The organism is Rhizobium sp. IBUN (genome assembly GCF_000510625.1).
GTDB lineage: Bacteria > Pseudomonadota > Alphaproteobacteria > Rhizobiales > Rhizobiaceae > Rhizobium > Rhizobium altiplani.
The window spans coordinates 17199-35838 of sequence record NZ_AZNV01000011.1 but is presented as its reverse complement, the minus strand read 5'-3'; the positions used below and the strand labels follow the sequence as shown (position 1 = coordinate 35838).

Genomic DNA, 18640 nt, shown 5'->3' with positions numbered 1-18640 from the left:
CAGCTTCAGAAAAGCCTCAACATGGGTTTTAAGAGTTCCGATCCGCGCCCATCGCGAAAGGGAGAAGGGAAGGCACTGCTGCCTTCCCTCGATTTGGTCTCGTCGGCTGATTAAGCGACGACGTACGGCAGCAGGCCGAGGAAACGAGCGCGCTTGATCGCCTGGGCGAGTTCGCGCTGCTTCTTCTGGGAAACAGCCGTGATACGGGAAGGAACGATCTTGCCGCGCTCGGAAATGTAGCGCTGCAGGAGACGAACGTCCTTGTAGTCGATGCGCGGAGCGTTTGCGCCGGAGAACGGGCAAGTCTTGCGACGACGGTGGAAGGGGCGACGAACCGGAGCGGAGGAAGCTTCAGACATTCTTAGATCTCCTTATGCACGGTCTTCGCGGGGAGCACGGTCCGGACGCGGACCACGCTGGAAGTCGCCATCACGGCGCGGCGGACGGTCGCCGAACTCGCGGCGCGGGCCACGGTCGCCGCCTTCACGCGGGCCGCGGTCGTCGCGGTCGCGCTTCTGCATCATGGCAGACGGGCCTTCTTCGTGCTTTTCAACAGCGATCGTCATGTAGCGCAGGACGTCTTCGCTGATGCGCATCTGACGTTCCATTTCCTGCACGGCAGCAGCCGGGGCGTCGATGTCGACGAGAACGTAGTGAGCCTTGCGGTTCTTCTTGATACGGTAGGTGAGGGACTTGAGGCCCCAGTTTTCTACGCGCCCGACCTTGCCGCCGTTAGCTTCGATAACACCCTTGTACTGTTCTACGAGGGCATCAACCTGCTGAGCGGAAATATCCTGTCGGGCAAGGAATACATGTTCATAAAGAGCCATGACAGCTTTGCCTTTCTTGCGTTTATTCAACCCGATATTCGGCGGCTAAGCCTCAACGACTGCTCCTGAATGGGCGGACCCAGGCAAGAAAAGCGTTTCCGAGACGGTCGAGAGCGGAGACACGGGAGGCTGGAACGCTTCCGTTCCGAACGATTTCCCGTAGGAAACCGGCCCTCCGTTCAGCCACCAGCCAGAAGACCGGGTTTGCGAACAGGGCGCTTATACGGGTTTTTGGCGGAAACGCAAGGGACAGTCAGCAATGTTCTCGTTGCGAGTTCAACGACGGTAGCCCGGCCTTGCGCAGCCCGTCGACGAAATGGTCGTAGTGACCGGGGTCGACGTAGGGCGTCAGGATCTTCCAGTAATGCTCCAGGTCGGCGGGGACATTCGCGAGAATTTCCGGGATCAGGCGCTGTGCCTCCTCGCGCCGCTGCAATTGCCCCAGGCTTGCAAGAAGAACGACGCGATTGAAATAGGCGCGTCGCAGGGAAAGGCCGCGCTCGGAATAGTGGATCGCTTCCTCGTAGTTGCCGAGATGGTAGTTCGACAGCGCCAGCCGGTCGAGGATGAGGTAGGCCAGGGGATCATGCGGGCTGAGCCGCAGGGCCATATGGAGTGGATCGCAAGCTGCCGCAAAGTGGCCAGTGAATATTCTGGCCCACCCAAGTCCCATATGCGCCAGCGCGAAATTGGGATTGAGATCGATCGCCTGCTGTGCCTCTTCTACTGCGGCCGGGGCGTTGTGAGCGACGAAATGGCCAAGACACATGGCGTAGTGGGAATAGGGATCGCGCGGATCGAGCGCCACTGCGCGCTCTGCCTCCGCCCGAAGTTCCGTGCTGTCCCTGTCGACATCGTTGCTGAAGCCGTGGAAACAGCGCGCGTAGAGCGAGCGAGCCAGCATCATGTGAGCGCGTGCAAACTCGGGGTCGAGCTCGATGGCTCGGCGATGCCAGGCTATGGATTCGATGAAGTGTTCGGCGGTATCCTGGGCATTGTGGAGCCATGTGCCGCGCATATGGCTTTCATAGGCATCAAGATTGTCCGTCGTTCTAAGCAGTGCCCGGCGGCTTTCGCCTATAAGGATTTCCGGCTCGATGGCGCCGACGACATTTTGGGTGAGCTCGTCCTGGATGGCGAAGATGTCGGCGATTTCGCGGTCGTAGCGCTGTGCCCAGAGGTGAACGCCGCTCTCCGCTTCGATCAGCTGCCCCGTGACGCGGACCCGCGTCCCGGACCTGCGCACACTACCCTCCACGAGATAGCGGACACCGAGATCGCGTCCAATCTGCTTCACGTCGACGGCCCGCCCCTTATAGGCGAAGGAAGAATTCTGGGCGATGACGAAAAACCAGCGGTAGAGCGAAAGCGCGGTGATGATGTCTTCGGTCAAGCCATCGGCGAAGAACTCCTGCTCTGGGTCATCGGACATGTTGACGAAGGGCAATACCGCAATCGAGGGTTTGTCAGGCAGTCGGAGCGGCCCCCCGAGCGCGCCGCCCTCCACGGGGTCCTCGCCGGTCCAGTCGACCTTATGCACAGGCACCGGGCGCGGAATGTTCTTCAGCGTACGATCGCCCATCGGCACGAGAGGGAAGTCCAGCTTCCCTTCGATCTGCTCGCGCAAGGCGCCAGAGATGCAGATACCCGAAGGTAGCGCCACCTCCTGAAGGCGGGCGGCGACATTCACCCCGTCGCCGAGCAGGTTATCGCCGGAAACCACGACGTCCCCGAGATTGAGCCCGAGGCGAAACTCCATTCGGCGATCCACAGGCAAGTCGGCGTTTCGGCGATTGAGCGCGCGCTGGATGGCGACCGCTGCGCGAACGCCTTGCACTGCGCTGTGGAATTCCGCCACCACGCTGTCTCCGGAGCTGCCGAAAATCCGCCCGCCATGCTCGCAAACGAGGTCACCAATCGTGGTGCTGTAGACGCTCAGGGTCGCAAGCGCATCCTCCTCGTTGGCTGCAACAAGGCGGCTGTAACCGGCCACGTCGCCGGCAAGGATGACTGCGAGCTTCCGTTCCACGGAATGAGCTCCCCGCGGCCCTACACAGAGCCCTATAAACGTAGCTGAATTGCGCAGGACGGAGAAGCGGAAATTGCCGCGCGGGCAAAGTTCCCGAAACTTGTCGTTGTGGCGACTTTGCGTGGGGCGGGGCCCCCATGCAATGGTTTCAGGGCAGTGATCTGGCCGTCGACGGCCAGATCGTGATGCATCGTCCGGTTGCCTTAGATCGGCATCGGGTACTGGCGATGAACCGCCTCGATTTCCACGAGAACGTCGTGCGACAGCTTGAGATTGACGGAGCTCAGGTCTGTATCGAGCTGTTTCATCGTCGTCGCGCCGATAATCACCGAAGCCATGAATCGGCGATGCAGGCAGAAGGCGAGCGCCATCGCAGCAGGATCGAGCCCATGCCGTGCAGCAATGTCGAGATAAGCCTTCGTCGGTGCTTCCTGCAAAGGCTGCAGCCGACCGCCGAGATCGCCATTGATCGCCCCGCGCGAGCCTTCCGGCTTGGCGCCGTCGATATACTTGCCGCTCAGGATGCCGCCGGCGAGGGGGGAATAGGCGAGCAGGCCGACATCCTCGTGATGCGACAGCTCCGCCAGATCGAGGTCGTGGTGGCGGTAGAGCAGATTATACTCGTTCTGGATCGTGGCAACGCGCGGCAGGCCAAGCTGTTCGGCGAGCGTCAGATACTTCTGGGTGCCCCAGGTGGTTTCGTTGGAAAGGCCGAAGGCGCGAACCTTGCCTTCCCTCACAAGAGCACCCATCGTTTCCAATATCTCCGTGATATTGGCGACGGCCTTGGCGTGGTCCTGCTTGAAGGGATCGTAGTGCCAAGCCTGACGGAAATGGAAATGTCCGCGGCTCGGCCAATGAATCTGGTAGAGGTCGACATAGTCGGTCCGCAGGCGCTTCAGGCTTGCCTCGATCGCCAGGCGAATATTCTTCGCGTCGGCACCGTCGCCGTTGCGGATGTAGGAACGGCCGGGGCCCGCGACCTTCGTCGCGAGCACGATATCCTTGCGCTTGCCCGTCTTCTGGAACCAGCTGCCGATGTAGTCTTCGGTCAGCCCCTGCGTTTCCGCCGAAACGGGCGTAGTCGGATAGAGCTCGGCCGTGTCGAAGAAGTTGACGCCCTTCTCGACGGAATGGTCCATCTGCTCGTGCGCTTCGATCTCGGTGTTTTGCGTGCCCCACGTCATGGTGCCGAGGCAGATTTCGGACACGGAAATATCCGTGCGGCCAAGTTTCCTGTATTTCATCTGAAAGCCTTGAAAGTGATCTGAAAAAGAAATGGTCTGGAGGGGCGGCGCAAATCTAGACTCGAATTGAGTAAGCGCAAGGGGCCAAAACGCTGCGTTCTCGCAGCTGCAAAAGCCTTGGAGCGCGGGGCTCCGGCACTTGACTCTGCAGGAAAGAATGTCAATTGGAGGCGAAATAACCAGAGGTCCATTTATAAAGGACATAGGATGACCATCGCTTTCACATTTCCGGGGCAGGGCAGCCAGGCTGTCGGCATGGGCAAGGATCTCGCTGAAAACTTCGCCGAGGCACGCGCCGTCTTCCAAGAAGTCGACGAAGCGCTGGGCGAGAAGCTGTCCGAGACGATGTTCAATGGGCCGGAAGATACGCTGACCCTGACGGCCAATGCGCAGCCGGCCTTGATGGCGGTTTCGATGGCGGTTATCCGGGTCCTCGAAACCAACGGCGTCGACCTAAAGGCAAAGGTCTCCTATGTCGCCGGTCATTCGCTCGGCGAATACTCAGCGCTCTGCGCCGCAGGAACCTTCTCGCTGGCCGACGCTGCACGGTTGCTCCGCATCCGCGGCAACTCCATGCAGGCCGCCGTACCGGTCGGCGTCGGCGCGATGGCGGCCATTATTGGCCTTGAACATGCCGATGTCGCCGCCGTCTGCGAGGAAGCCTCGGCCGCCGGCGCCTGCCAGATCGCCAACGACAACGGCGGCGGTCAGATCGTCATATCAGGCGAGAAGGCGGCCGTCGAAAAGGGCGCTGCGATTGCGACCGAGAAGGGCGCCAAGCGCGCGATCCTGCTTCCGGTCTCCGCTCCCTTCCATTCTTCGCTGATGGCCCCAGCTGCAGAAGCGATGCGCGAAGCGCTGGCCGGCGTGAAGAAGTCCAACCCGGTCGTGCCTCTTATCGCCAACGTGCGCGCTGCGCCGGTGACCGACGCCGACGAGATTGCAAAGCTGCTGGTGGAGCAGGTGACGGGCCAGGTCCGCTGGCGCGAGACTGTCGAGTGGTTCGCGGCCAATGGCGCGACGACGCTTTACGAGGTCGGCTCCGGCAAGGTCCTGACCGGCCTTGCACGCCGCATCGACAAGACGGTGAACGGCATCGCCGTCAACACGCCTGCTGATATCGACGCGGCCGTTGCCGCCCTGATGGCCTGATAGATTTAACGATTACAAGGAACACTACCCATGCTCGATCTTTCCGGCCGCAAGGCTCTGGTTACCGGCGCATCCGGCGGCATCGGCGAAGAAATCGCCCGTATCTTGCATAAGCAGGGCGCAATCGTCGGCCTTCATGGCACCCGAGTCGAGAAGCTTGAGGCGCTGGCCAACGATCTCGGCGATCGCGTCAAGATCTTCCCGGCCAACCTCGCAGACCGCGACGAAGTCAAGGCGCTCGGCGTCAAGGCGGAAGCCGATCTCGAAGGTGTGGACATCCTCGTCAACAACGCCGGCATCACCAAGGACGGCCTGTTTGTGCGCATGAGCGACGAGGACTGGGATAGCGTCATCGAAGTGAACCTGACGGCGATGTTCCGCCTGACGCGCGAGCTGACGCATCCGATGATGCGCCGCCGCTATGGCCGTATCATCAACATCACGTCGGTCGTGGGCGTGACCGGCAATCCGGGCCAGGCCAATTACTGCGCCTCCAAGGCGGGCATGATCGGCTTCACGAAGTCACTGGCTCAGGAGATCGCAACCCGCAACGTCACGGTCAACTGCGTGGCGCCTGGCTTCATCGAGTCCGCCATGACCGGCAAGCTGAACGACAAGCAGAAGGAAGCGATCATGGGAGCGATCCCGATGAAACGCATGGGCACCGGCGCGGAAGTCGCCTCTGCGGTTGCCTATCTCGCCTCGTCGGAAGCTGCTTATATGACAGGCCAGACGCTGCACGTAAACGGCGGCATGGCCATGATCTGAAACGGGAAACTGCGTTTCGAGGCAGTTTTCGCCGCAATAGCGTGTTGAGCAACCCGATGGGGTTGATTTTCTGGCTTTGCGGCAGACTTAAACCGTGTTAAGCGGGCCATGACTGTGAACAGTCTCCCGAGAAAGCAGACGGACCGGCGGGCTTTTGTGCAAGCCTGGGACATTTCTGGTAGCCGGGTTCAAAGAGTTTGCCGAGGGTGGCTTAACGGCGCCGCAGGCTGAAACAGGGTAGGGATGTCACAAGGCATTCTGATCAGGATATAAGGTCGAGGAAACCGACATGAGCGATATCGCAGAACGCGTAAAGAAAATTGTTATTGATCATCTTGGCGTCGACGCCGACAAGGTTGTTGAAAGCGCCAGCTTTATCGACGATCTGGGCGCTGACTCGCTCGACACCGTCGAACTGGTCATGGCGTTCGAAGAAGAATTCGGCGTTGAGATTCCGGACGACGCTGCAGACTCGATCCTGACGGTCGGCGATGCCGTGAAGTTTATCGAAAAGGCTCAGGCTTAATCCTGAGCGATTGAGAAAAGGGCGGACCCGGAGTCCGCCCTTTTTATTTCTGGCATGGTTCTCCAAGAACATAAAAGGCGGGGGAATGCAGTCGATGAGACGGGTCGTCATAACTGGTACCGGCATGGTATCACCCTTGGGATGCGGAACGGAAGTGACGTGGTCCCGCTTGCTTGCGGGTCAGAACGGCGCCCGCCTTGTCACTGAATTCGAAGTCGACGATCTGCCCGCAAAGATTGCCTGCCGCATCCCGGTTGGTGACGGCAGCAACGGCACCTTCAACGCCGACGACTGGATGGAGCCTAAGGAACAGCGAAAGGTTGATCCGTTTATCATCTACGGCATGGCCGCCGCTGATATGGCGCTTAAAGATGCGAACTGGCACCCCGAGAGCGATGAGGACCAGGTTGCGACCGGCGTCTTGATCGGCTCCGGCATTGGCGGCATCGAGGGCATTGTCGAAGCAGGCTATACGCTGCGCGACAAAGGCCCGCGCCGCATTTCGCCCTTCTTCATTCCTGGCCGTCTGATCAACCTCGTATCCGGACAGGTGTCGATCCGCCACAAGCTGCGCGGGCCGAACCACTCGGTGGTCACGGCATGCTCGACTGGCGCTCACGCGATCGGTGATGCTGCCCGTCTCATCGCGTTCGGCGATGCGGACGTCATGGTTGCTGGCGGCACCGAGTCCCCGGTCAGCCGCATCTCGCTCGCCGGCTTTGCCGCCTGCAAGGCGCTGTCCACCCAGCACAACGACGATCCGACCAAAGCGTCGCGCCCCTATGACAAGGACCGTGATGGGTTCGTCATGGGTGAGGGGGCCGGTATCGTCGTTCTCGAAGAGCTGGAACATGCCCAGGCGCGCGGCGCCAAGATCTATGCCGAAGTGGTCGGCTATGGCCTCTCGGGCGATGCCTATCACATCACGGCTCCGTCCGAGGACGGTGAAGGCGCGCAGCGCTGCATGACGATGGCGTTGAGGCGAGCCGGCTTGACCGCTGCCGATATCGACTACATCAACGCGCATGGCACGTCGACGATGGCCGACACGATCGAGCTCGGCGCGGTGGAGCGTCTGGTTGGTAATGCTGCCTCCAAGATCTCGATGTCGTCGACGAAGTCCGCGACCGGTCATCTGCTCGGTGCTGCCGGCGCGATCGAGGCCATCTTCGCAACGCTTGCGATCCGGGACAATGTCGCGCCTCCGACGCTCAACCTCGACAATCCTGAGCGCGAGACCGCGATCGACCTCGTCCCGCACAAGGCCAGGCAGCGGGAAATCAACGTCGCCCTGTCGAATTCCTTCGGATTCGGCGGCACGAATGCCTCGCTGGTGCTGCGCCGCTACGTCGCCTGAGTTCAGGCGTTGACGTTCTGGCGGTGGGGCTGCACCTTGCGCGGCGTGGCCCCACCTGCATTTTGCCGCATTGCTTAGCAAGAAGCGGGACTTGAGGCCAAGTTTAGAGGATTGCCGGTGAACGATACGAACCAAAACAACGGGACGATCGGCGAGGAGAGCCAGCAGACGCAGAGTGGGCCGATCATTCCCAAGTCGCCAAGCGAGGCGCTGCGGCCGGAACGCGTGCCCGAGCCGCCGAAGCGCTCGAAGAAAGCGCGCAGCCAGGTTATCATTTTCCTGAACTTCCTGATGACGCTGGTCGTCCTCGGCTGCGCAGCCGCTGTCTTCCTCTTCTACTACGCGATCTCGGCCTACCAAGATCCTGGTCCGCTGGAAACGAACACGAACTTCATCGTGCGAAATGGTGCCGGCGTTGCTGAAATTGCCGCGAGCCTTGAACGAAACAACATCGTCTCGGATGCCCGTATCTTCCGCTACCTCACGGCAACCCACCTTGATGATGGCGAGAGCCTCAAGGCGGGTGAGTACGAAATCAAGGCACATGCTTCCATGAACGACATCATGGAACTGCTGAAATCTGGGAAGTCGATCCTGTATTCCGTCGCCTTCCCCGAGGGCCTCACCGTCCGCCAGATGTTCAATCGCCTGAACGAGGATGCCGTGCTGGAAGGCGACCTCCCGGCTGTCGTCCCCGCAGAGGGAAGCCTCCGCCCGGATACCTACAAGTTCTCGCGCGGCACGAAGCGGGTCGAAATCATCGGGCAGATGGCTGCGGCCCAGCAGAAGCTGGTCGAGCAGGTTTGGGACAAGCGCGACCCGTCGCTGCAACTCAAGTCAAAGGACGAACTGGTCGTCCTCGCCTCGATCGTCGAGAAGGAGACTGGCGTTCCCGATGAGCGTGCCCACGTGGCTTCCGTCTTCCTTAACCGGCTGGGCAAGGGGATGCGCCTTCAATCAGATCCGACAATCATCTACGGGTTGTTCGGCGGCGACGGAAAGCCGACGGATCGCCCGATCTATCAGTCGGACCTGAAGAAGGAAACGCCCTACAACACCTACGTGATCAAGGGGCTTCCCCCGACGCCGATCGCCAATCCGGGCCGTGATGCGCTGGAGGCTGTCGCCAATCCGTGGAAGACGCAGGATCTGTATTTCGTCGCCGATGGTTCCGGCGGGCACGTTTTTGCAGCCACTCTTGAGGAGCATAACGCGAACGTCAAGCGCTGGCGCCAACTGGAAGCCGCCAAGGGAGCCGATCCCAATATTGCGGTCGACGGACAGCCCGAGAGCCAGACGCAGCCGGACACACCTGCCGCGCCTGCTGCCCAAAAGAAAAAGAAGACGAACTGATTTTTGGAGGCTCGCATGGCTTTGCAGTCCATGACCGGTTTTGCGCGGCGAGAAGGCACGAGCGGCCGTTGGCGTTGGGCTTGGGAGTTGCGTTCGGTCAACGGCAAGGGCCTTGATCTGCGCTTGCGCTTCCCGCCGGGGCTGGAGCGTATGGAGAGCGACCTGCGTCGCCTTGCCGGCGAGCGCTTCAGCCGAGGCAATATGCAGGCGTCGCTTTCCGTCTCTGCCGGTGAGAGCCGCATTGAAACCGTCCTCAATCAGGAAGCGCTTTCCGCTGTGCTCGCCTTGCGCGATCAGCTTGGCGGCATCATCGATCCCGCGCCGTTGCAGCTGGATACATTGCTCGCCATCCGGGGTATCATCGAATTCCGCGAGAGCGAGGACGGTGATGAAGCGATCGCCGCCCGCGATTCCGATATTGTGGAAGGCCTGATCGCAGCTCTCGCCGACCTACGGCACATGCGCGAGACGGAAGGTGCCGCTCTGTCGCGCGTACTTCTCGACCATGTGGCCACCATCGAGGGATTGACAGAGGTGATCGAGCGTGACCCCTCCCGCTCTCCGAAGGAGATCTCGACGAGATTGGCCGCGCAGGTCGCATTGCTGATGGATGGATCGGGAAAGCTGGATCGCGACCGGCTGCATGCGGAAGCTGCTCTGCTCGCCACCAAGGCGGATCTCCGTGAAGAGATCGATCGCCTGAAAGCGCATGTGGTTGCCGCTCGCGACCTGCTCGGCAAGGGCGGCCCGGTCGGGCGTAAGCTGGATTTCCTTGCACAGGAATTTAACCGAGAATCGAATACTATCTGCTCGAAGTCGAATGCCGCGGCAATCACCGCCGCCGGCATCGAACTGAAAGTCGTCATCGACCAGTTCCGCGAGCAGGTCCAGAATCTGGAGTGATACATGAGCCCGGCCCAGTCGAGCACACCCACCAAAATCGCCCGGCGCGGGCTGATGCTTGTCCTGTCCTCGCCCTCGGGCGCAGGCAAGTCGACAATTGCTGGCAACCTTCTCCGAGACGACCACAGCCTCGAAATCTCTGTCAGCGTTACGACCAGGGCCAAGCGGCCGAGCGAGATTGCCGGCAAGCATTATCACTTTATCACTGTACCGCAATTCGAGAGGATGCGCGATTCAGGCGATCTGCTCGAATGGGCGGAGGTTCACGGCAACTTTTATGGCACGCCGCGCGAGCCCGTGGAATCGGCCATGGCCGAAGGTCGCGACATGCTGTTCGATATCGACTGGCAGGGTGCCTTGCAGCTTCAGGACAAGATGAAGGCCGATATCGTTTCGATCTTCGTGCTGCCGCCCACCATGACCGAACTGCAGTCTCGCTTGCATCGCCGGGCCGAGGATTCGGAAGAGGTCATTCGCACGCGGCTTTTGAATTCGCGCGCGGAGATCGAACGCTGGCGCGAATACGACTATGTCATCGTCAACGACGATCTCGATGAGGCTTTTCGCAATGTGAGCTGCATCGTCAATGCCGAACGCGTCCGCCGCGACCGGCGTTACGGCCTGTTCGATTTCGTCAACGGGCTGCTGACTGAAGAGCCGAACCTTTAGGACCTGCACGGTCGATGCAATGGTGCTTGCGGCTAGATCAACTGACCGGGCCGATATGCTGTCACGCGATTCACTATCCTGGAAAGTCGGCGTGCCCTAAGCGAACGCTGGCTAGAGGCAATTCGCCAGTCGAACAAACTCTTCGACTGAAAGCGTTTCGGCCCGTCGTTGCGGGTCGATATCCGCCTTCTTCAACAAGACTTCGCCCCCCAGCGGCTTTAGGCTCTGCCGCAGCATCTTGCGTCGCTGGCCGAAGGCGGCATGCGTGACCTTCTCCAGATCGGCGACCGAGCAGGGGATCGGGCTTTCCTTTGGGGTCAGATGAACGACAGTCGACGTTACTTTCGGCGGCGGCGTGAAAGCTTGCGGCGGAATGTCAAACGCCATCCGTGCGTTCGTACGCCATCCGCAAAGCACGCCAAGACGTCCATAGTGGTCGTCGTCTTCGGCCGCAACGACGCGCTCTCCCACTTCCTTCTGAAACATCAGCGTCAGCGAGTCCCAGAAAGGAGGCCACTGCTTCGGCAGGATCCAATTGACCAGCAGCTGCGTGCCGACATTGTAGGGCAGGTTGGCAATGATCTTCACCGGTCCCTCGGGCGTCAGAGCTTCGAAGTCCGTCTTCAGCGCATCGCCTTCGATGACCTCGAGCCTCCCCGGATAGTGATCCGCGATTTCCGAAAGCGCGGGTAAACAGCGAGAATCACGCTCGACGGCGATCACCTTCTTTGCACCCAATGCCAGAATGGCGCGCGTCAGGCCGCCGGGACCCGGACCGACCTCAAAAACCGTGGCTCCTTCCAAGGAGCCGGCTGTGCGAGCAACCTTCTGTGTCAGGTTGAGATCGAGCAAGAAGTTCTGGCCGAGCGCCTTGCGCGCATCGAGGCCATGGCGCTGAATGACATCGCGAAGGGGCGGCAGCCCATCCAAGGCAGCCATCAACGATGCCCTTCTGTGGTGCGTCCGAGGTGACCGGCGAGCTTCAGCGCCGCGACGAGACTGTTTTCACGCGCAAGGCCCTTGCCGGCGATCCCGAATGCGGTGCCGTGATCGGGCGAGGTGCGCACAAAGGGCAATCCCAGCGTGACGTTGACAGCGTCGTCGAAGCCAAGTGCCTTGGCCGGTATCAGGGCCTGGTCGTGATACATGCAGATCGCAACGTCGTAACGCGCTCTGGCGTCGTCGTGGAACATCGTATCGGCAGGCAGCGGACCGATTGCGTTTATCCCCTCGGATCTCAGGAATTGGATGGCCGGTTTGATGACCGTTTCATCCTCTTTGCCGATCGTACCGTCTTCTCCGGCGTGTGGATTGAGACCGGCTATCGCGAGCCGGGGTTGCTCGATCCCGAAGCGACGCCTGAGATCGGCATCAGCAATCCGGCAAGTCTCGATGATGAGATCGGCCGTCAGTGCCTGAGGCACATCCTTGAGCGGAATATGAATTGTAACAGGAATGGTGCGGAGCTTCGGACCCGCGAGCATCATCACCGGCATCCTCGCTTGTCCAGTCGCACGTGCGGCGAGATCGGCCAAAAACTCAGTGTGTCCGGGGAAGGGAAAGCCGGATTCGTAGAGAACGGACTTGGCGATCGGGTTGGTGACGACGCCGAGGGCTTCGCCACTCATTGTCAGCGAGACAGCTCTTTCGATCGCGGCGATCGTGCTCTTTGCCGTCGCCACATGCGGCTCACCCGCTACAACGTCGATACCTGCGGCAATGGGGAGCACGGGGAGGGCATCTGCAAAGACATCATTGGCGTTGGTGCAATCGGTCTCGCGAATGGCGATCGTCAAGCCCAGGAGCTTGGCACGCGATGCCAGTACATCAGGGTCGCCAATGAACACGAACGGAGCCAGACCCAGCTCCCTGCGCCGCATCCAGGCCAGAAGTGTGACATCGGGGCCGACGCCGGCCGGATCGCCCTGGCTGAGAGCAAGCGGGCGCGAGAACGAGAGTGTCATCTTGCTCAGGGACGCATGATCTGCGCCTTCTTGCGCAGCTCTTCCATATATTTCTGGGCGTTCGGATTTTCCGGAGGGGCGTTCTTCCCTGCCTTCGCCTTATCAAGGTCTTCCTGGCGGAACACCATTTCGGCGGCTTGGTCATCAGAAACCTGGCGCTGGCTGCAGATGGCGATGTATTCGACACCTCTGTCGGTCACGCGCGTGGCGGTCGTGTTGCCCTTTGCCTGCTCGACAAGCGGCTTCCATTCGGCCGGAAGTTCCGGTGCAAGAACGCGACCAAGGTCACGGACTGACACGTCAAGCATCGTTGCTGCGAAGACCTTTGCCTGGTCACAACCCGGATACTTCGCGCGAGACGCCTCGGCTTCGCTCTTGCGTTTGCCGACGATGCCCTTCTTGTTGGCGGGAACGACGAAGATCATCTGCTGCAGAATATATTCGGTGGTTTCCGGCTTCTGCTTGTTCTCCATCATGCGGGCAACAAGGTCGGAATTCGACATGCGATTGCTCGAACCGTAGCGGGCATTGACAAGGCGCGGCCAGCTCATCTGCACGGCAATGAAAGCCTTGAAATGATCAACACCGACGCCGGCGCGTTCGAGAATTTGCGTCATCTGGTCCGTCGTCAACTTGTTGCCGCTCGCGAATCGCGCGAACGATGCGTTGACGTCGTCCTTGGAAACCGACATGCGGACGCGGGAAATTTCCTGCTGCTTCAGCGTCTGTTCGATCAGCTGTTCTTCCGCTGCTTTCGCATCAGCCTTTTGATGCTGCAGGCGCAGGAACGCCTGGCGCTTGGCGATGTCACCGCTGGTGATTGCTGTTCCGTTGACGACAACTCTGACTTCGCTTGCAGCAAAAGCTGAGCCGGTCTGCGGCGAGGCAAAAGCCGCCAGCATCGCGAAAGTCGCGCCGGCGATCATCGTCCTTACGGTTCTTCTTGCGCCAATCATCTATCGACCCTTCCCATTGGCGCCGCGCACTCACGTCGCCGCGCGCATACCTTCCCGAGACACACGGGCATTACCGCTGCAAATTGAAAATTCAGCATATGCCTTAGATCTCAACTGGCGACAATGTCCTGCATAGTCTTACGGCGAAAGAAAGGCCCTTTCTTTCGCCGTATTACAGAACTGACAGTTAATTCTGGTAGATGGTTGGGCTGGCATCTATGGGCGTGCCGAGATTGATGTCGCCCAGCGTCCGGAAGGTCAACCTCGCCCCGATACTCCAGTCGCTCGCGGTTTCCGCGGTGGTATCGCGCTTGTCGATATATGCGATCGTGAAGATGGTGCATTCGTCTTCATAGGTAAGGCCGATTGTCTTCCTGACAACAGTGTTGTCCTGAAGGTCCCAAGCGACGCCGCCAAATACCGTCCAATAATCCTTGAACTTAACAGCAGCCTTGGCCTGGATCTCATCATTGTCCTCGGCGAAGCCGTATTCCGGCTGCGCTGAGACATGCGTGTAAATCATCTGACCTTGGAAATTGTCGGTCTGGTAACCGGCCGTCAAATCGCCACGACGGAAATCCAGGTCCTTGTCGTCAAGCCGATAGGAAGCTGCAAGGGCAACGCCCTGTGGCGTTTCAATCCCGCCGAGTCCGACAAAGTCGGAGACGTCCGTTTCGAGGCCGGAGTCGGCGCCGACGTTTACCAGATCAGCCGTGTCAAAGGAGTTTTGGCCGCCGAGCTGGTAGGATTGGCCGAAGATACCGTGCAGCTTGTAGCCGTTGTCAAACGTACCGGTGTACTGGAAGCCGACATTAGCGCGCGTGCCACCTTCGATACGGTCGTAGCCAGAGAACTTATCACGCTCGAAAAGATTGGTCGCATCGAACACGAAGCTCTGCGCATCTTCGTTCGGAAGAGAGCCGGCAAGCCGTTCGTCAGGTCGTGCATAGACCTGGACGATCGGTTCGAACAGGTGTGTACTGTTCGCGGTCGTACCGAGGATCGGGTAGCGCATTTCCAATCCTGCGGTAAACATCGAACGCGTCGCTGCATTACCGTCGTCGTAATTGCCGTCATAGACAAAGGTGCCGGAGGTCGGCGGCGGCGTCATGTTCAATGCCAAGGCATCGCCCCGGGCTGCAAGCAGCGGAGTGATCAAGAAGCCCTGAGGCGTGACAAAGGTCCGCTTCCATTCCAGTTCGCCCGTCAGGCGAGATGTCTGGCCCTCAAGGCCGCGGAACCGATCAAAGCCTGCGACGCTATAAAAGTCGTCGTGCGTGCGCGACAGGTTCGTGAAGTTGACATCGGCAGATAGTTCACCTCCGGCGAGCGGCTGCGGCGCCACGAAGTGATAGTCCATCACCGGGTAAACGATTGCCTGCTGCTTCTCGGCGACATCATTCGGATCGGCGTTCTGAACGTCGAAATAGAACGAGCGCAGATCGAAATAATTCCGCTTGCCGAGACCCGTCAGGTAAACTTGGTTGGTATGTGTACTTTCGTCCAGACCCTTCAGGTTATAGGTGCGAGCGAAGTTGTTGTCACTCTGAACCATCACGTCCCAACCAAACGCCCATCGCGGGTTGATTTGGAAGGCCCCCTTCGACGCTACGACACCGCGGAAGTCATTTTCGGCATCGCTAGTGCCGGGCGTAAAGGTCCCCGGGCTGAGCTGGTCGATACCGGCCACGCGCAAGGTGTGCGTGCCGTTCTCGAATCTCTGGCGGAATTCCGCGTCCGCCAGGAAACCCTGGGTGGTGTAACCCGTGCCGGTCACCGTGACGTCGCTGCTCGGCGAAATGACGTAATAGTACGGGACAGAAAGGCCGAAGCCGAGATTCTGCGATGCGCTAAAGGTCGGGAAAAGGAAGCCGGACTTCCGCTTCACGGTATTGTCGGGGACCTCGATCCACGGAACGTAGGCGAGGGGGTGGCCAAGGAGCTCGAAGCGCGCCTTTTCAAGGCGAATCGTATGCTTGACGCCGTCCTGAATGACGCGTTCAGCCTTTACCTGCCAGAAGGGAGGTCGTTCCGGTCTTTCAGCGCAAGGCAAACAGGCGGTATAGACGCCCCTGTTCAGGATCATTTGCGTGCCCCCAACACGCTGGCCGGTTTCGGCAACCAGGCGCGTATTGTCGGGGGTCTCAATTCGGAGCGCGTTTACGAACCCGTTGGCAAAATCGTCGGTGATGTCAATCTTGTCACCGTACATGCGGTTGCCGTCGGGGGCGATCAACTCCACGTTGCCGAGCGCCATCAGGCGGCGGGTCTGCTGATTGTACTCGACGCGTTGCGCCACCAATCTGTAGCCAGCGTAGTTAATCTGTACTCCGCCGATGGCCGAAACGATCTGCGCGTCCTTGTTGTAGACGAGTTCGTTTGCCGACAGAATCAGCTTCTGGTCGGCGGACACGTTCGGCCTCAAGCCTTGCAGGGCATCCTGGGCGAAAGCAGCAGGAAAGCCATTCGAATAGGTAGACAGGGCCGCGCCTAGGATCAGGGCAACCAACTGTTTACTAAGAGTCTTGCGGTCGCCTGCCGCCACTAGCCATCCTCCTGATGAAGCAGAATTGTTGCACCCAAAGCCAAGGCAACGATGACCGGAATCCACGTTGCCACGAAAGGCGGGACAACCCCACTGCTTCCGAATGCTTTTACAAGCACGGTGACCACATAAAGCACGAAGCCCGACAGGATTCCACCCAGAATCACCGACCTCGACTGGTTGAACCGGCTAAATTTTAGGGACACTGTTGCAGCAATGAGAGTCATTGCGACAAGCAACAGTGGTTGGGACAACAACGAATGAAATTGGGTCTCAAGCGCCTTGGTCGGAATCCCGAAGGATCTCGCCGCGTCAATTCGGCTCGAGAGATCAAAAAAGCCAATAGTTTCAGGGGCTGTCAGCCTCTGCTGGATGAAATCCTGTTTCAAATTGGTGCTTACGCGCACCTCATCGAGCCGTGTGGCGACTTCGCCCGGACGACGCTCGACAACGTTCTTAAGAAGCCAGTAACCATCTTCCAATTTTGCCGACGCGGCGTCCTGTCTCAGGATGATGTGATCGGACGAATCGAAATGCACGAACACGGCGTTCATAAGCAGCGTGCCGTTTTCGAGAATCGTATTCGCTCCGATGATCACGTCGTCCCCGCCGCTGATCTGGCGAATCCACGGAACTTGCGGCGCGGCGTTGGACCCTGAGACTTCTCCACGCCAGTTGCTCTCGATGACGGCAGCCTGACGTTGCCCCCAGGCTGCCAGCGGATTGAGGACGGTCATGACCAGGACGCCGAGCAAAAAGGCGCCGGCGAGGAAGGGAGACATGAACTGCCAAACCGAGATGCCGGCAGCACGCGTCACGACCAGTTCGTATTTTCGGTTGAGCCCGATTAGAACGGTCATGCCCACAAAGAGGGCAATGAAGGGCACGGTCTGCTGCAAGATGAGCGGCAGACGCACCGCCGTCATCGCGAGCCCGCCGGTCACGGTGTAGCCGGGAAGACCGGAGAGTCGGCCAGCGGTCTCGCTGAAATCAACGAGGTAGACGATGCCAATCACGCCGAGAAAAAACCACATTGTGGTCAGCATGTATCGACGGAAGAAGTAACGGCCGAGTGTCCCGAGAATCATGCGCTGCCTCCGGCGGAGGGATCTGCCGACCGGCCAAAGCGTCGCGACAGTCGCTGCCAAGAGGCGGAGATTCGGTCGCTCATCGCGGACACGACCGACAGGCGCTTGTGGTGCGACAGAGATGCGATTGCCAAAAGGCTGGCGACCACGGGAATCGCATAGAGCACGCCGATATACTCTGGATCCGTGTCGATCTGGTTGGCGGCGTAGAACGACGCCCAACGAATACCGAACGCGAAGATGAGCGCCGCGACCATGGGGTGCAACCGCGCTTCGCGGTGGGAGCGAGCATCACCGGCGATCGCGAGCGAAATCAGCGCAAACACCATCGGAAGAACCCAATCCGTCATGCGGCGGTGCAATTCGGCACGATAACTACCGGGTCTGGCGATGTAATCCTTATCGTTCGGATCCGGATTGAAGAGGAACGCAAGCTCGCGGTCGGATGCGCGAAGAGTTGCCTGACCGCGGTTTTGGGTCAGATCGGACAGGTCGAAGGAGTAGGAATCGAAACGAATGACGGAGACTTCACCGGTTTGCGTTTTGCGGTGAACCTCGCCATCATGCATGATGAGTGACGTGCCCTTCTCGTCAACGGCGCCTTCACGTGCGTAGTAGATAAGCTCGAATGCGGGGTCGCGCTCATCGACGACGAACAAGCCCTTGAGCACGCGTCCGGCCAATCTCTCGGATATCTGTACGTAGAGGCCGGTGTCGATGCGGCGGAAGTTCTTCTCTTCAATCACGGTCGAGAGCAGATCCGCATAGGCAGCGGCCACCATCTGGCGAACCCCCGTCTTGGCCTTCGGCTCGACGACGTTATCCACCAGAAACGAAAAGATGCTAATGACGGCGGCGAGGATGAGGATCGGGCGCAGGATAATGCTGCGCTTGGCGCCAGCCGCGTCGATGACGGTCAGCTCCGAATCGTTATTCATCGTCGTCAGGGTCTGCGTCACACCGATGACAAGTGCGAACGGCAGCACGATCGGAATGATCGACGGAAGAATCAGCGTTGCCAGCTTGGCGAACGATCCCATCGACTGGCCGCTGTCGGTTACGAGATTGACGCGCTGCAGGACCTGAGTCGTCCAAATGATCGCGAGCACCGGCAACAGGGCAACGAGAAACATCTGGCCAACGCGCCGGAGTATGTATGTTTCAAGCAGTTTCATTAATGCCCTTGAACGCCATTTGCGAACCAATGCCGCTACGCAGCGAAATCCATCTACGCTGTTTGGGTCTCTTTTGCG

The 18640-nt window shown here is 59.7% G+C and carries 17 protein-coding genes; 7 read left to right on the top strand and 10 right to left on the bottom strand.

Annotation, left to right across the window (positions count from 1 at the left end; translation table 11 throughout):
* Positions 1-110 precede the first annotated feature (110 nt).
* The 4 genes from rpsR to RHIBUN_RS0112455 form a co-directional block, all read right to left on the bottom strand.
* A complete protein-coding gene (gene rpsR, locus RHIBUN_RS0112470) occupies positions 111-359 on the bottom strand; it encodes a 30S ribosomal protein S18 (RefSeq protein WP_004680498.1) in 249 nt (82 codons plus the stop codon).
* A 12-nt stretch (positions 360-371) separates the two neighbouring features.
* Positions 372-830 carry a 30S ribosomal protein S6 gene (rpsF, locus tag RHIBUN_RS0112465; RefSeq protein ID WP_018857377.1) on the bottom strand — a complete coding sequence of 153 codons (459 nt, stop codon included), beginning with the start codon at positions 828-830 and terminating at the stop codon, positions 372-374.
* Positions 831-1083: 253 nt separating this feature from the next.
* The gene (locus RHIBUN_RS0112460; RefSeq protein WP_025659827.1) at positions 1084-2859 is read right to left on the bottom strand and encodes an adenylate/guanylate cyclase domain-containing protein; all 1776 of its coding nucleotides are present in this window, start codon (positions 2857-2859) and stop codon (positions 1084-1086) included.
* 203 nt (positions 2860-3062) lie between these two features.
* Entirely contained in the window at positions 3063-4106 is a 1044-nt protein-coding gene (locus RHIBUN_RS0112455) for an aldo/keto reductase (protein WP_025659826.1), read from the bottom strand.
* Positions 4107-4313: 207 nt separating this feature from the next.
* Here RHIBUN_RS0112455 and fabD point away from each other — a divergent pair, with 207 nt between their 5' ends.
* From fabD to gmk, 7 genes are all read left to right on the top strand, one after another.
* Positions 4314-5258 (top strand): ACP S-malonyltransferase, encoded by a 945-nt coding sequence (gene fabD, locus RHIBUN_RS0112450; RefSeq protein WP_025659825.1) that lies wholly within the window; start codon positions 4314-4316, stop codon positions 5256-5258.
* 30 nt (positions 5259-5288) lie between these two features.
* Positions 5289-6026 carry a 3-oxoacyl-[acyl-carrier-protein] reductase gene (gene fabG, locus RHIBUN_RS0112445; protein WP_018116182.1) on the top strand — a complete coding sequence of 246 codons (738 nt, stop codon included), beginning with the start codon at positions 5289-5291 and terminating at the stop codon, positions 6024-6026.
* Positions 6027-6315: 289 nt separating this feature from the next.
* Positions 6316-6552 (top strand): acyl carrier protein, encoded by a 237-nt coding sequence (locus tag RHIBUN_RS0112440; protein ID WP_003547058.1) that lies wholly within the window; start codon positions 6316-6318, stop codon positions 6550-6552.
* A 94-nt stretch (positions 6553-6646) separates the two neighbouring features.
* Entirely contained in the window at positions 6647-7909 is a 1263-nt protein-coding gene (gene fabF, locus RHIBUN_RS0112435) for a beta-ketoacyl-ACP synthase II (RefSeq protein WP_025659824.1), read from the top strand.
* A 117-nt stretch (positions 7910-8026) separates the two neighbouring features.
* Positions 8027-9262 (top strand): endolytic transglycosylase MltG, encoded by a 1236-nt coding sequence (gene mltG, locus RHIBUN_RS0112430; RefSeq protein ID WP_025659823.1) that lies wholly within the window; start codon positions 8027-8029, stop codon positions 9260-9262.
* 15 nt (positions 9263-9277) lie between these two features.
* The gene (locus RHIBUN_RS0112425; RefSeq protein WP_025659822.1) at positions 9278-10165 is read left to right on the top strand and encodes a YicC/YloC family endoribonuclease; all 888 of its coding nucleotides are present in this window, start codon (positions 9278-9280) and stop codon (positions 10163-10165) included.
* A gap of 3 nt (positions 10166-10168) precedes the next feature.
* Positions 10169-10834 (top strand): guanylate kinase, encoded by a 666-nt coding sequence (gmk, locus tag RHIBUN_RS0112420; protein WP_018116250.1) that lies wholly within the window; start codon positions 10169-10171, stop codon positions 10832-10834.
* A gap of 111 nt (positions 10835-10945) precedes the next feature.
* Here gmk and rsmA read toward each other — a convergent pair whose 3' ends face one another.
* From rsmA to lptF, 6 genes are all read right to left on the bottom strand, one after another.
* The gene (gene rsmA, locus RHIBUN_RS0112415) at positions 10946-11773 is read right to left on the bottom strand and encodes a 16S rRNA (adenine(1518)-N(6)/adenine(1519)-N(6))-dimethyltransferase RsmA (protein WP_018116249.1); all 828 of its coding nucleotides are present in this window, start codon (positions 11771-11773) and stop codon (positions 10946-10948) included.
* Positions 11773-12798 (bottom strand): 4-hydroxythreonine-4-phosphate dehydrogenase PdxA, encoded by a 1026-nt coding sequence (gene pdxA, locus RHIBUN_RS0112410; protein ID WP_025659821.1) that lies wholly within the window; start codon positions 12796-12798, stop codon positions 11773-11775. The genes rsmA and pdxA overlap by 1 nt, the downstream gene beginning before the upstream one ends.
* A 5-nt stretch (positions 12799-12803) precedes the next feature.
* Entirely contained in the window at positions 12804-13754 is a 951-nt protein-coding gene (locus tag RHIBUN_RS0112405) for a peptidylprolyl isomerase (protein ID WP_025659820.1), read from the bottom strand.
* A 187-nt stretch (positions 13755-13941) separates the two neighbouring features.
* Positions 13942-16299, bottom strand: coding sequence for an LPS-assembly protein LptD (locus tag RHIBUN_RS0112400; protein WP_025659819.1), 2358 nt, complete (start codon positions 16297-16299; stop codon positions 13942-13944).
* Positions 16299-17387 carry an LPS export ABC transporter permease LptG gene (lptG, locus tag RHIBUN_RS0112395; RefSeq protein ID WP_025659818.1) on the bottom strand — a complete coding sequence of 363 codons (1089 nt, stop codon included), beginning with the start codon at positions 17385-17387 and terminating at the stop codon, positions 16299-16301. Before lptG ends, RHIBUN_RS0112400 begins: the two co-directional genes overlap by 1 nt.
* The gene (lptF, locus tag RHIBUN_RS0112390; protein ID WP_025659817.1) at positions 17384-18562 is read right to left on the bottom strand and encodes an LPS export ABC transporter permease LptF; all 1179 of its coding nucleotides are present in this window, start codon (positions 18560-18562) and stop codon (positions 17384-17386) included. The genes lptG and lptF overlap by 4 nt, the downstream gene beginning before the upstream one ends.
* Positions 18563-18640 lie beyond the last annotated feature (78 nt).

Bases quoted from the DNA above. Each gene is read 5' to 3' on its own strand.
- rpsR (WP_004680498.1), bottom strand. From the start codon at position 359: ATGTCTGAAGCTTCCTCCGCTCCGGTTCGTCGCCCCTTCCACCGTCGT.
- rpsF (WP_018857377.1), bottom strand. From the start codon at position 830: ATGGCTCTTTATGAACATGTATTCCTTGCCCGACAGGATATTTCCGCT.
- RHIBUN_RS0112455 (WP_025659826.1), bottom strand. From the start codon at position 4,106: ATGAAATACAGGAAACTTGGCCGCACGGATATTTCCGTGTCCGAAATC.
- fabD (WP_025659825.1), top strand. From the start codon at position 4,314: ATGACCATCGCTTTCACATTTCCGGGGCAGGGCAGCCAGGCTGTCGGC.
- fabG (WP_018116182.1), top strand. From the start codon at position 5,289: ATGCTCGATCTTTCCGGCCGCAAGGCTCTGGTTACCGGCGCATCCGGC.
- RHIBUN_RS0112440 (WP_003547058.1), top strand. From the start codon at position 6,316: ATGAGCGATATCGCAGAACGCGTAAAGAAAATTGTTATTGATCATCTT.
- fabF (WP_025659824.1), top strand. From the start codon at position 6,647: ATGAGACGGGTCGTCATAACTGGTACCGGCATGGTATCACCCTTGGGA.
- RHIBUN_RS0112425 (WP_025659822.1), top strand. From the start codon at position 9,278: ATGGCTTTGCAGTCCATGACCGGTTTTGCGCGGCGAGAAGGCACGAGC.
- gmk (WP_018116250.1), top strand. From the start codon at position 10,169: ATGAGCCCGGCCCAGTCGAGCACACCCACCAAAATCGCCCGGCGCGGG.
- rsmA (WP_018116249.1), bottom strand. From the start codon at position 11,773: ATGGCTGCCTTGGATGGGCTGCCGCCCCTTCGCGATGTCATTCAGCGC.
- pdxA (WP_025659821.1), bottom strand. From the start codon at position 12,798: ATGACACTCTCGTTCTCGCGCCCGCTTGCTCTCAGCCAGGGCGATCCG.
- RHIBUN_RS0112405 (WP_025659820.1), bottom strand. From the start codon at position 13,754: ATGATTGGCGCAAGAAGAACCGTAAGGACGATGATCGCCGGCGCGACT.
- lptG (WP_025659818.1), bottom strand. From the start codon at position 17,387: ATGATTCTCGGGACACTCGGCCGTTACTTCTTCCGTCGATACATGCTG.
- lptF (WP_025659817.1), bottom strand. From the start codon at position 18,562: ATGAAACTGCTTGAAACATACATACTCCGGCGCGTTGGCCAGATGTTT.